This window comes from Dietzia timorensis (assembly GCF_001659785.1).
In the GTDB taxonomy this organism is placed as follows: domain Bacteria; phylum Actinomycetota; class Actinomycetes; order Mycobacteriales; family Mycobacteriaceae; genus Dietzia; species Dietzia timorensis.
Genome location: NZ_CP015961.1, coordinates 1,778,381 through 1,790,910 on the forward strand (window position 1 = coordinate 1,778,381; position 12,530 = coordinate 1,790,910).

Below are 12,530 nucleotides of genomic sequence, written 5' to 3' on the forward strand. Positions count from 1 at the left end.
CGCGTTATTGTCCCACACCGCCGAGGTCGGCGAGTACGTCGAGGTCGACGCCGACGAGGCTCTCCCCTCGTGTGGCACCGTCGACGTCGGGCTGTTCCGGCTCGGTCGGCACGTAGAGCACGCGACATCCCGCAGCGACCGCGGCACTCGCGCCGGTCACCGAATCCTCGATGGCCACGGCCTCCCCCGGCGCGACTGCCAGCGCATCCGCGGCGGCGAGATACGGATCCGGCGCCGGCTTCGCGTTGGCCACCGCATCCCCGGTTATGACGGCGGAGAAGCGGGTTTTTCCGATCACGTCCAGGGGCGCGGCCATCAGCGTGGACTCGGTGTTTGTCACGAGGGCGAGCGGGACGCCCCGCTCGGCGAGCCCGTCGAGCAGTTGCTGCGCGCCCGGGCGCCATTCGAGATCGGTGCCGAAGAGCTCGGCGACACGCGTATGCAAGATCGCCTTGAGCCGCTCGAATTCCTCCGCGGTATCCACGGCGTGCCCGGTGTACTCGGACAGAACCGCGAAGAACGTCTCCGTCGAGGCGCCGAGGGTGCGGCGTCGGGTCTCGTCGTCCACCCGGCGGCCCATCGCCTCGCTGAGCTCACCGACGGCGATGTCCCAGAGCTTTTCCGAGTCGATGAGCGTGCCATCCATGTCGAGAAATACTGCGCGCGGCGTCGTCACAATCGCCCACGCTACGCGTTCTGGGCCACACCCCGCAGGGCCCGTGAGCTCCGGCACCGCTCGCCGGAGGCAAAGAAATGCCGGCCGGGCGCCTCGCGGCACTAGAAGTTGGGCCACCTCTGCGGGATACTCGATTGTCGGCGCCAATTACGGTGCTTGGTGAAACGTGCGTACATACAGCGTCTCGGCGTGGTCGATTCACGCCGCGGGACGAGTGAATCGCTCCCCCGGGAGCGGAAGGGAGTGCCTTTCGTGTCGGCACCGGCAGCGGCGAAGAAATCGCTCACCGACTATGTACGCAACAGCGCGGGCATCCTACGCAAATACGGGGAGACCGACGCAGCCTCTCTCATCGAATCCAAATTCTTCGCCACCGAGTCCACGGCGAGCGTCGTCGTGGTCGGCGAGGTCAAGCGCGGCAAGAGCTCCCTGGTCAACGCCCTCGTCGGACGACCCGGGCTCCTCCCTTCCGACGTCGACGAGTCCACGTCGATGCCGATCCAGGTGCTTCCCGTGGACGCCGAATCGTCCGAGAGCGTCGACCTGCACTTCGGCGATCATTCCGAGTCCCATGCTCTCGCCGAGCTCGGATCCTGGTCGACCACCGCCGGGGCGCGAGTCAACGCCGCCGACGTCGTCGAACTCCCCTCCCATGCCACCGTCCACATCGGCCACGGCGTGGAGCTGCGGGCGGTTCTCGTCGACACCCCTGGCGCCGGCGGCCTCGACGACGCAGCGGTGGACCTCGCCCTGTCCTCGGCTCGCGGCGCCGGGATCCTGGTCATGGTGTGCGACGCGACCACTCCCATCACCGCCCCGGAAATCGACATCCTCACCCGCGCGGCGGAGACGGTCGGGTCGGTCATTGTCGTCGTGTCGAAGATCGACAAGGCACTCACCCGCTGGCGGTCCATCGTCGAGGAGAACCGCCGCCTCATCCGCGAGTACGCCGGAATGGAGGTTCCCGTTCTCGGCGTCTCAAGCCTCCGAGCGCAGTCCGCGCTCCTGCTGGATGACGCAGGGCGTCGCGAGAGAATCGAGTCGACCTCCGGCATCGCGGCCCTGCGTACGCTCATCGCCAGGCGTGCCCGCAGTGCGGACGCCCTCTCTCGGGCGGTCGCCCTCAACGTCGGTGTTGCCGCGCTCAGGAAGGTCTCCGAGACCGTCGACGAGCAAATCCGTGCCACGGAGCAGCCGTCTCAGGTGGTGGAGGAGCTCGAGACCCGCAAAGAAGAACTCAAGGGCCTACGCGACCACGGACAAGAATGGGAGCAGTTCCTCTCGCGCAACATCTCGGTCGCTCGCCAGCGAGTCCTCGGCGAGTTCGATCTGGCGCTCGAGTCGATCAAGGAAAAATGGACGCAGGAGATCAACCGCTCGGGTCTCGTCGTCCTGCGAAGCAAGCCCCAGGTGTTCACCGCGCAAATCGAGGCAGACGTCAACAAGGCCATCGAGCAGTCGATCCACGCGATGTCCGCGGCGTTGAAATCCGAGTGCGATCGGCTTTTCGAGGACCAGAACGTGTGGCTCGCGATCGCCGACGCCGCGATCCGCGGACTCGCCGGCCCGCAGCAGTACTCCTCCCGTGAGGTCGGGAAGAAGACCGACAACCTCATCGACCCGAGCGTCATCAGCGTCGGCGTTCTCGGCGGCACGGGCCTCGCCACCCTTGGTTCATCGGCCCTGGCAACCGTCGGCCTGAGTATGGTGGCGTTCCCTGCAGTGGCCGTCGGAGGCGGCTGGATCGCCATCAACCTCGCCTATCGTGCGATGCGCAACGGCAAGCAACATCTGCACACATGGGTGCGCGAGTCCTGTAATAGCGCGCGTATCGCCGCCGGTCGTGAGATCGACACACTCATCAATCTCTCGCGCACTGAGATGGTCGTTCGCTACCGCGCTCATCTTCGGTGGGAGCAGGACAACATCCAGAGCCGCCTGCAGGCCGCTCAGTCTGCCGTGCGCGCCGACGAGAGCTCTCGCAAGGGTCAGTCGGAGCGCTTACGCAAGAATTCGAAGATCATCTCCTCGCACATCGACTATCTGGAGGCCGTGATCGCCGGACTGCCCGAGGAACAGAGGAACGCACTGTGACCGCGCCCGATATGGATCCCGTCACCGCCGAGCTGGACCAGGCCCTTCGCGCCCTGGCAGCGAACGGCGGAGACCTCATCGACCACGCCAACCGTCTGGGGCAGATCCTGTTCTCCCCGCCGCGAGTCGTGATCGTCGGCCGCCTCAAGGCCGGCAAGTCGACGCTGGTCAACGCTCTCGTAGGGGAACGCATCGCCGCCACAGGCGCCCTCGAGGTCACCAACGCGGTCACCGTGTTCCACAACGGCGCCCCGTCGCGCGCCGAGGTCGTCACACGCGGCGGCGAGCGGATGCTCGCGCAGAACGCCTCCGGCGTCGTCACCGAACTGCCGGTCCCGGTCGAGGACATTTCCTACGTGGACCGGTTCCTGCCCTCCCGAGCCATCGCTGACGTGACTCTCATCGACACCCCGGGGCTCGCCACGCTCACCGCCGAGAACGAAGAGGTCGCAAAGCGCGCGCTGCTGCCCGGCTATGACCAAACCCGTCAGGCGTCGACAGAGGCTGACGCCGCTGTGTTCGTGTTCGAGAGCCTGCCGCGGGCACACGAGCGCGACTTCGTGTCCCGCCTCGGCTTTACTCCGCTCAACGTGGTCGGTGTGCTCGCCCGGGCCGATTCCTTCGGCGAGGGTGCGATGGGCGCGAAAGACCCTATGGCTCATGCTCGCGAATATTCGAGGGTGTTGTCCGGCCGCATGGAGGAACTGGTGTCTACGGTCATCCCCATCGCGGGTCTCCTCGCCGAAGCCTCCCGTACCGGTCAGGTCACCGAACATATTTCCCGACAGCTCGGCAAGCTCAGCTCCCTCGATTACGAGGACGTGCTCGAAGAGCTCGAACGCACCGATGACGGGGTCTTCAGCGCGCTGGATCGAAAGATAATTCTCGACCTCATCGGCGAGTACGGCACGATCCACGGCATCGACCGCGCTGCACGTGGCGCCTCCGAACTGTCCGGGTGGCTCGACGCGTCCTCCGGTGTGAGCGAGCTGGATGGCTACCTTCGTGGTGAGCTTCTCCCCTTCGCAGCCATGCAGCGCGCGCTTCGGATCACCGGGGAACTCGAGCAACTGGCCATCCACCACCCCGCCCGCGATCGCGTGCGCCACATTCTCGCGGTGCTCTTCTCTCGCCCGGCGATGGTCAAAGTGGCCTTGTTCCGCTCGTATCGCGGACTCGTGGCGTCCTCACCGCAGTCTCCGCTGACGGCGATAGCACGTCGCGCCTTGGCCGCCGGAAGCCCGGCCGAGGCAGTAGGATTGCCCGCGGATGCGGACCCGGCCGCGGTCGACGCAGCCGCAAAGGACGTGTTCGGTCGGATGCAGCAGCTGCAGTTCGTCGGGATCTCCGCGGCGGAAGATGACGCTCGCGCGGCGCTGTCGAAGTACCTCTACGCTCTGGGGCTCGGTCGCTAGTTATTGCTCGGGATCCCGGAAGCGAGCCCGGCGGACAGCGTGGACACGACCTCGTCGACGAACTGATCGTGGCGGAGCTGGCCCGATTCCTCGAGTAGGTCATCGATTTCCTCGGCCGAGTAGTCTTCGTCCGAGGAGTTCTTGCGGCGAATTGCGGCAATCGCCAGCGCCCGCGCAGAGAGTATCGCGATGAGCGCGATGAGGAAGTTGTGGATCCGGTAGCGTCCGGGTGTCTCTCCGATCGACTGGGCGATCGAATCCACGAGGAGTTCGACTTCCGTGAGCAGCACGGTGTCTTGCATGACCTCGTTGCGTAGAGCGCTCTGGACCCTGGTGTAGGGGCCGATCTGCCCGACGATTCGAATGAACTCCACGCCCTCGTTGTAGCGCAGTACATCCGCGATCGGCCGGATGACGAGCGTGGACAGCGTCGACACGTCGAGGTTCTTGTCGACCTTGATGCCCCTGGCGGCGAGAGCGTCGATTTCGTTCTGGCGCTGCTCTTCCATCGCTTCGATTCCGATGCGCAGGATGGCGCGCAACAGTCCGGCCCGCGACCCGAAGTGGTAGTTGATCGCGGAATCGTTGGACTGTTTGGCATCCGCGACGATGTCACGAATGCGCGCCGTCATCCAGCCTTCTTCAGCGAAATGGCGGCGGCCGGAGACGAGCAGTTTCTGCCGTGTCACACGGGAACGTTCTGGCATGGTGTCGATTTTAGTGTGCTGTGGTCGGTTTATCAGTGATTAGACGGGTGCTGGCTACACATTGAAGTACTTTGCCTCCGGGTGGTACAGCACGAAGGCGTCCGTCGACTGTTCGGGATGGAGCTGGAGTTCCTCGGAAATCTCTACACCGATTCGTCCTGCGTCGAGAAGCTCGACCATGTCGGTGCGGTACTCGAGATCCGGGCATGCGCCGTAACCGAAGGAGTAGCGGGCGCCGCGGTACTTGAGGTTGAAGAACTCGTTGATGTCCTCTGAGTCCTCGTCCGACACGGCGCCGTCCGGGAGTCGGAGCTCGTCGCGCACGCGGTGGTGCCAGTATTCGGCGAGTGCCTCCGTCAATTGCACGCCGATACCGTGGACCTCGAGGTAGTCGCGGTATTCGTTCGCGGCGAACAGCTTGTTCGCGAAGTCGGCGATCGGCTGACCCATGGTGACAAGTTGCAGCGGCAGCACGTCCACCTGGCCGAGCTCGCGGGCCCGTTCGCGGGAACAGACGAAGTCCGAGATGCACAGGAACCGGGATCGCTGCTGCCGCGGGAAGCTCATCCGGCGCACTACCTCGGCGTCCGGGTGGGGATCGCTGAGAATGAGGACGTCGTCACCCTCGGAGACTGCCGGGAAGTAGCCGTAGACGACCGCGGCGTTCGCGAGAATCCCCTCCGTGGTCAACCGGTCGATCCATTCGCGCAGTCGTGGCCGTCCCTCGCTGGCGACGAGATCGTCGTACGACGGGCCTTCCCCACCGCGCACACCGCGAAGCCCCCACTGGCCCATGAAAAGGGCGCGCTGGTCTAGGTGATCGAGGTAATCATTGACACTGATCCCCTTGGCGATCCTCGTGCCCCAGAACGGCGGAGTCGCCAGAGGTACATCTACTTCCACGTCCGAGCGCTCGGGAATCTCCACGGGCTTCTCGTTGGCCTTGCGCTTGGCGGCGATCCGCTCGCTGCGTTCGCGGCGGGCCTTGCGTTCGGCGGCCTTCGCCGCGGCCTCGGCGGACTGGGCGACGGGATTGCCGGACTTCTTGGCCTGCATCACGTCGTCCATCAGACGAAGCCCTTCGAACGCATCGCGCGCGTAGAACACCTCGCCGTCATACATCTCCTGCAGATCGCCCTCGACATAGGTGCGCGTGAGGGCCGCGCCGCCGAGTAGCACCGGGTAGTTTCCGGCGACACCCTTGGAGTTCATCTCCGAGAGGTTGTCCTTCATCACCACGGTCGACTTCACGAGCAGCCCGGACATGCCGATGACGTCGGCCTTGTTTTCCTCGGCGGCGGTGATGATCTCGGCGATCGGCTTCTTGATGCCGATGTTGACCACGTCATAACCGTTGTTCGACAAGATGATGTCCACGAGGTTCTTACCGATATCGTGCACATCGCCCTTGACCGTGGCGAGGACGATCTTGCCCTTGCCCTCGTCGTCGGAGGCCTCCATATGCGGCTCGAGATGGGCGACAGCCGCCTTCATCGTCTCCGCGGACTGCAGTACGAACGGCAGCTGCATCTGACCCGAGCCGAAGAGCTCGCCGACCGTCTTCATCCCGCCGAGCAGGTGGGTGTTGATGATTTCCAGCGGAGGGATTTCCTTCATCGCCTCGTCGAGGTCCTCTTCGAGGCCCTTGCGCTCCCCATCGACGATGCGCGCGGAAAGACGATCGAACAGCGGCATTGCGGCCAGCTCGGCGGCGCGGGCATCCTTCGCGCCGGCCGCGGAGACGCCCTCGAACAGCTCCATGAAGGTCGATAGCGGATCGTAACCCTCCGAGCGCCGGTTATAGACCATATCGAGAGCGACCTCGCGGGGACGCTCGTCGATCTTGCTCATCGGCAAGATCTTCGACGAGTGGGCGATCGCCGAGTCCAGGCCTGCCTCAACACACTCGGCGAGGAATACCGAGTTGAGTACCTGGCGTGCGGCCGGGTTGAGACCGAAGGAGATGTTGGATAGTCCCAGCGTGGTGTGCACCTTGGGGTGAGCCGCCGTGAGTCGGCGGATCGCCTCGATCGTCTCGATGCCGTCGCGTCGGGTTTCGTCCTGACCGGTGGAAATCGGGAACGTGAGGCAGTCGATGATGATGTCCTCTTCGGCCATCCCCCAGTTCTCGGTGAGGTCGGTGATGATCCGCTCGGCGATTCGCACCTTGTGCTCGGCGGTACGCGCCTGGCCCTCCTCGTCGATCGTGAGTCCGACAACGGCCGCGCCGTGCTTCTTCACAAGCTCCATGATTTTGACGAAGCGGGAATCGGGGCCGTCGCCGTCCTCGTAGTTGACGGAGTTGACCGCGCAACGGCCGCCCAGACGCTCCAGGCCCGCCTCGATGACCGCAGGCTCCGTGGAGTCGATCATGATCGGCAGGGTTGATGCGGTGGCCAGCCGGCCTGCGAGCTCGGCCATGTCCTGCGCGCCGTCCCTACCGACGTAGTCGACGCAGAGGTCGACCATCTGCGCGCCATCGCGGATCTGCTCCTTGGCGATATCCATGCAGGTGCCCCAGTCGGCATCGAGCATCGCATCGCGGAAACGTTTCGAGCCGTTGGCATTGGTCCGCTCGCCGATCATCAGGATGCCGGCATCCTGGCGGAAGGGTTCGACCGAATACAGCGACGACAGTCCGTTGACCAGGACCGGTTCGCGAGTTGCCTTCTCCCGCTTCGAGACCTCGTCGCGAAGTTGGGTGATGTGCTCAGGTGTGGTGCCGCAGCAACCACCGACCATGGACAGTCCGAAGTCGGAAACGAAATCGGCCACCGCCGGTGCGAACTTCTCCGGCCCGAGCGGGTAGACCGCGCCATTTTTGCCCAGTTCCGGAAGCCCGGCATTCGGCATGACCGACACGGGGATCCGAGCGTGCTGAGACAGGTAGCGCAAGTGTTCCACCATTTCGGCCGGACCCGTGGCACAGTTGAGGCCGATCATGTCGATACCAAGAGGCTCGAGTGCGTTGAGGGCCGCGCCGATCTCCGAGCCGAGCAGCATGGTGCCCGTCGTCTCGATAGTGACGTGCGAGATGATCGGGATGCGGCGACCGGCCTGCTCCATGCCCTGCTGGATGCCCACGACGGCCGCCTTGACCTGAAGGAGATCCTGCGAAGTCTCGACCAGGAACGCGTCGATGCCACCGAGGGCGAGCCCGCGTCCGGCCTCGGCGTACGCATCGCGCATCTCCTCGTAGGTCGACTGTCCGAGGGAGGGTAGCTTTGTGCCCGGTCCAAGCGAACCGAGGACCATGCGCGGCACGCCGTCCTCGCTCGGCCCCACTTCGTCGGCGACCTTGCGGGCGATCGATGCACCGGCTTCGGCGAGCTCGGCGATCCGCTCGGCGATGTCATAGTCGCCGAGATTGGACAGGTTGCAGCCGAACGTATTGGTTTCGACCATGTCGGCGCCTGCCGAGAAGAATGCGCGGTGGATATCCTCCACGACGTCGGGACGGGTCACATTGAGGATCTCGTTGCAACCCTCGAGGCCCTGGAAGTCGTCTTCGACGCTGAGATCGACGTTCTGCAACATCGTGCCCATCGCACCATCTCCGATGAGAACTCGCGACGCCATGGCGTCGAAAAGCGGGGAATCGAAGGAGGTACCCGATGCGGCACGAGAGTTAGACATATGCCCAGTTTAGAGACGATGGCAAATCGTTCACCAACGGGTCTGTCCGGTCCTGCATTAATTGCGCATTGGCCTTGTAAGCGAACCCGACCTCCCTAGATATCGCGGCATTCGGAAGAACCGAGACGGCCGCGCGGGTCCACGGGAACGATCGAAACCCAGGCGTTTGCGTTGGCGCTTCGTGCTTTCTTGCGTTTGGACTTACCCTGGGACAATGAGCTTGGCATGGAATGACGAGGAAACCCCGTCGATCACGGCTCCCATCATGGTGATCGCGCTTGAAGGATGGAGTGACGCCGGCGACGCCGCTACGCAGGGCCTCGAACAATTGGCGCTGGAATGGGACACCACTGGGATCGCGAAGATCGCCGACGAGGTCTATTTCCCTTACGGCCAGGTCCGCCCGACGGTCGAGCTTGTCGACGGGGTTGTTCGGTCGCTCTCTGTTCCGAGCATCGACATCTTCGCGGCCTCTCCCCCGGATTCCGAGAACGAGGTGTTGCTCGTTCTCGGTCCGGAGCCTGCTTCACATTGGCAGGCATTCACGATGGACCTGCTCACGCTCGCAGACACGTTTGGCGTCCGCGAAGTCTACATTCTCGGTTCGATCAGCGCTGATGTTCCTCACACCCGGCAGACCCCGCTCAGTGGTGCCTCGTATTCGAAGCGTCGGCTCCAGGAGGTCGGCCTCGAACCGGGCAACTTCCATGGTCCCGCCGGGCTGCCGCTGGTTCTCCAAGAGGCGTTTACCCGGGAGGGCGTGCCGGCGACCACGGCATTCGCCGCTGTGCCCCACTACGTGGCCGGCAATTCCGCACCGGCAGCGACGCTCCGTTTACTGACGTGGTTGTCGTCGGTGACCGAGCTCGACATGCCGACCCTCGCGCTCGAGGGGCGGGTCGAGGAATGGCGCCAGCAGGTCGACAGCGCGACCGAAGCTGACGACGACCTTCAGGGGTACGTCCACGAGCTGGAAGAACAGTTCGATTCCGTCGAGGACACCTCCGTGAGTATCGAGGTGCGTCGCACCCCACAGGAACGGATTCGGCTCGTCGACGGCGACCAGTTGGCGGCCGAGTTCGAGCATTACCTCCAGACAGGTGGGAAGGACGAAGGACGTCGTGGAGGCGGCCCTCCCACCGAATTCGGCCCGGACTCAGACGGCGGAACGCCGGGCAGGTCCGACGACGGTTAGACGTCGACGCCGAGCAGGTTGCGCACGGCGCCGGCCATCTCGGCGCCGTCGGCGGTTTGAGGCTCCGCGCGCAGTTCGCCGGTCTTGGGCCCGTGACAACTCGTTGCCCAGTCGTCGATGATTCGCAGCGCCTGCGGCGTGTCGAGGTCGAACGAGAGCGCTTCTCGGACCTTGACGATGGCCGGCGCGGCGGACGCCGGTTCGTCCGCTGAGATCGCCGCGCGCCAAAGGCGGAGCCGATCCTCGGCATCGTTGAGCACCGTTGCCGACCAGGAGCGGGCCTCCCGATAGTGGCCGGCGTACAGTCCGAGCCTTATCGCGGCGGGATCCACACCCTGGCGTACCAGCTCTCTGACACGCACCAAGTTGCCAAGAGACTTGCTCATCTTGACTCCATCGAGCCCGATCATCCCCGCGTGCACGTACAACTGAGCGAATCGGCCTCCCCCGGAGGCTGCCTCGGCGTGCGCCGCGGAGAACTCGTGGTGCGGGAAGATGAGGTCATCGCCTCCGCCCTGAATGGCGAAGCCCATTCCGAGACGATTGCGGGCGATCGCCGAACATTCGATGTGCCAGCCAGGCCTCCCGTCTCCCCAGGGGGCGTGCCAGCTCGGTTCGCCCGGGCGGGCGGCGCGCCACAGCAACGCATCGAGAGGGCTGCGCTTGCCCTGCCGGTGCGGGTCCCCTCCCCGCTCGGCGAAGAAGTCGTCCATGACCGGGCGTGAATAATTTGACTCATAGCCGAAATTGCCCGATGCGTTGAACGGGAAGTACACGTCGCGGTAACCGTCGCCGCTTTCGTTCTCGTCAAGCTGGTAGGCGCTACCGCCGTCGAGGAGCTCCCCCACCATCTCGATGACCTCGTCCACCGACTCGATCGCGCCGACGTAGTCTTGCGGGGGAAGGACGGACAGCGCTTCCATGTCGCGACGGAACGCCTCGACCTCACTGGACCCGAGTTCGCGCCAATCCACGCCGTCACGCTCGGCACGTTCGAACAGCGGGTCGTCGACGTCGGTGATGTTCTGCACGTAATGCACTCGCTGCCCCGCGTCGTTGAGCAGACGGATGATCAGGTCGAAGGTGACATAAGTCGCCGCGTGGCCGAGATGAGTGGTGTCGTACGGCGTGATGCCACACACGTAGATGCCGACCGTGCCTCCTGTGGGGACCTGACGCAGCACTCTCGTTGAGGTGTCGTACAGCCGCAGAGACTGGGCGGATCCGGCGACGGGGTCAAGGGCAGGACCGGTCCATGAACGCATAGGAGCCAGTGTAGAGCGCCCGCACGCGCGCCCGGCAAACCCTCCGACTTCAAGGGGATCAGAAGAGGCGGACTGCCGGGATTCGAGACCCGATCAAAAGAGCGGCCACGGCAGCGGGAAGCCGCCGTGAGGAGGCGGGAAAGTGCCCGCATCCAGCAGAGAATCGATGCGTTCCCGGAAAGCGTCGAGCTCTTCGGCGGCAAGAAGCGCGGCGAGTTCCCGGCGGAGGGAGCCGGTGGCGCAGCCGGCGCGGAGCGCACGCAATGCGGCAAGCTCGACGTCGTCCAATGGTTCGTCGGCGAATCCCCACAGCACGCTGCGCACCTTGGGATCGGTGTGGAATGCGAGCCCGTGATCGATCGCCCACACTGTCCCGTCAGAGCTTCGCAGGACGTGTCCGCCCTTGCGATCGGAGTTGTTGATCACTGCGTCCAGTAGAGCGATAGTGCGGATGCGCGCAGAGGCGCGATGCCCGAGCACCATGGTCTCGCCGTCCTCGGTATCCAGCGCTATAACACCAATGACGTCGCGCGGCATCTGTTCCGGGGAGTAGAGATCAACCGGCGCGTGTTCGGGGTCCGCGTCGGAGGGGATGTCGAGGAATCGTTGAATCATCCCCGGGCCGGCAGCCGAGATGATCGGCAAGGTTTCCGGGACTACGTCCCAGCCGGCCGCGCGAGAGACGCGGTACGCCGCTATCTCGCGCGCTGCGAGGGTGCCGGCGAGCTGGGATTCGACGCTGGCGCCGGGGACAGACGCTTCCGGAGGGAGCACGCCGGCCGGAAAATCGTGCAGGGGTGATTCTCCGCGCACAGGTTTGTGGACCCACAGTGACGCTCGAGCGCTTTCGGTGTCCGAAGCGCCGAGAGGCGAGACCTCCTCCGTTAGGAAGACGGCGTTGCTACCCGAGCGAATTCGGCCGATGATCCGGACTTCCACGCCCGGCCTAGTTCTCCAGGAGTGCCGCGAGCTCGGCGGGGCTGCGTTTGTGGTAGCCGTTGAGCCGGACGCACAGGTGTGCCTGGCTGCTCATCAGTTCGCCACACAGAGGGCATTCGGCGCGCCCGGCGTCGACAACTTTCTGGCAGCGCAGGGAGAACTGGCGCGCTGAATATGGCGTGAGCTGAATGCGCACAACGTCGTGCTCGTGGTTCTCGTCGTCGAGGATCTCCTCGTCTGCGATCATCCCGTTCTCCGCGGACACCAGGTCGATAACCACGAACGAGGCTTCCTGGGACCAATTCAACGCGATCGCACCGAGCGGAAATTCCGGATCCACCGGCATCGTCAGTGGTTCGGCATCCTCGAGCTGCTGCGCCGACGGCGGAAGTTCGAGCTGCGGATTGTTCTGGGCCAACTCGTTGAGCATTTTGTCGATGGACTCGCCGAGCACCTTGGCGTGCTGCTTCTCCAGCGAAAGCGACACGGTCCGTTGCCCGTCGCTTGCCTGCACGAAGAATGCTCGTTCCCCGGGTTGACCGACGGTGCCCAGGACAAAGCGGTCCGGATCCACAAAGTCATGCACGATCCTGCTCATATGTG

At 64.6% G+C, this 12,530-nt stretch carries 9 protein-coding genes; 3 read left to right on the forward strand and 6 right to left on the reverse strand.

The features are described from left to right. Positions 1-4: 4 nt before the first annotated feature. Complete coding sequence (locus BJL86_RS08140; protein ID WP_067471174.1) at positions 5-676, reverse strand: HAD family hydrolase; 672 nt, start codon at positions 674-676, stop codon at positions 5-7. A gap of 252 nt (positions 677-928) precedes the next feature. On the opposite strand from BJL86_RS08140, the gene BJL86_RS08145 reads away from it, so the two are divergent. Beyond that, positions 929-2,770: a dynamin family protein gene (locus tag BJL86_RS08145; protein ID WP_067471374.1), complete on the forward strand. Its 1,842-nt coding sequence runs from the start codon at positions 929-931 to the stop codon at positions 2,768-2,770. After that, positions 2,767-4,185 (forward strand): dynamin family protein, encoded by a 1,419-nt coding sequence (locus tag BJL86_RS08150; RefSeq protein WP_082908285.1) that lies wholly within the window; start codon positions 2,767-2,769, stop codon positions 4,183-4,185. Before BJL86_RS08145 ends, BJL86_RS08150 begins: the two co-directional genes overlap by 4 nt. Here the strand turns inward: BJL86_RS08150 and BJL86_RS08155 are convergent. Together BJL86_RS08155 and metH are read right to left on the reverse strand one after the other, a co-directional pair. Next, positions 4,182-4,892, reverse strand: a complete 711-nt coding sequence (locus BJL86_RS08155) for a TetR/AcrR family transcriptional regulator (protein WP_156515175.1) — start codon at positions 4,890-4,892, stop codon at positions 4,182-4,184. The genes BJL86_RS08150 and BJL86_RS08155 overlap by 4 nt on opposite strands. A gap of 54 nt (positions 4,893-4,946) precedes the next feature. Then, positions 4,947-8,528: a methionine synthase gene (gene metH / locus BJL86_RS08160; protein ID WP_067471170.1), complete on the reverse strand. Its 3,582-nt coding sequence runs from the start codon at positions 8,526-8,528 to the stop codon at positions 4,947-4,949. Positions 8,529-8,742: 214 nt separating this feature from the next. Between metH and BJL86_RS08165 the strand changes: the two genes are divergently transcribed. Then, a complete protein-coding gene (locus tag BJL86_RS08165) occupies positions 8,743-9,723 on the forward strand; it encodes a PAC2 family protein (RefSeq protein ID WP_082908284.1) in 981 nt (326 codons plus the stop codon). Here the strand turns inward: BJL86_RS08165 and mshC are convergent. The 3 genes from mshC to BJL86_RS08180 form a co-directional block, all read right to left on the reverse strand. Then, entirely contained in the window at positions 9,720-10,988 is a 1,269-nt protein-coding gene (gene mshC / locus BJL86_RS08170) for a cysteine--1-D-myo-inosityl 2-amino-2-deoxy-alpha-D-glucopyranoside ligase (RefSeq protein ID WP_067471167.1), read from the reverse strand. The genes BJL86_RS08165 and mshC overlap by 4 nt on opposite strands. Positions 10,989-11,081: 93 nt before the next feature. Beyond that, positions 11,082-11,762: an SCO1664 family protein gene (locus tag BJL86_RS08175; protein ID WP_231887085.1), complete on the reverse strand. Its 681-nt coding sequence runs from the start codon at positions 11,760-11,762 to the stop codon at positions 11,082-11,084. Between the two features lie 172 nt (positions 11,763-11,934). Further along, positions 11,935-12,525, reverse strand: coding sequence for a DUF3090 family protein (locus tag BJL86_RS08180; protein WP_067471162.1), 591 nt, complete (start codon positions 12,523-12,525; stop codon positions 11,935-11,937). Positions 12,526-12,530 lie beyond the last annotated feature (5 nt).

Coding starts and splice junctions, on each gene's coding strand:
- BJL86_RS08155 (WP_156515175.1), bottom strand. CDS start 4,892: ATGCCAGAACGTTCCCGTGTGACACGGCAGAAACTGCTCGTCTCCGGC.
- metH (WP_067471170.1), bottom strand. CDS start 8,528: ATGTCTAACTCTCGTGCCGCATCGGGTACCTCCTTCGATTCCCCGCTT.
- BJL86_RS08165 (WP_082908284.1), top strand. CDS start 8,743: ATGAGCTTGGCATGGAATGACGAGGAAACCCCGTCGATCACGGCTCCC.
- mshC (WP_067471167.1), bottom strand. CDS start 10,988: ATGCGTTCATGGACCGGTCCTGCCCTTGACCCCGTCGCCGGATCCGCC.
- BJL86_RS08180 (WP_067471162.1), bottom strand. CDS start 12,525: ATGAGCAGGATCGTGCATGACTTTGTGGATCCGGACCGCTTTGTCCTG.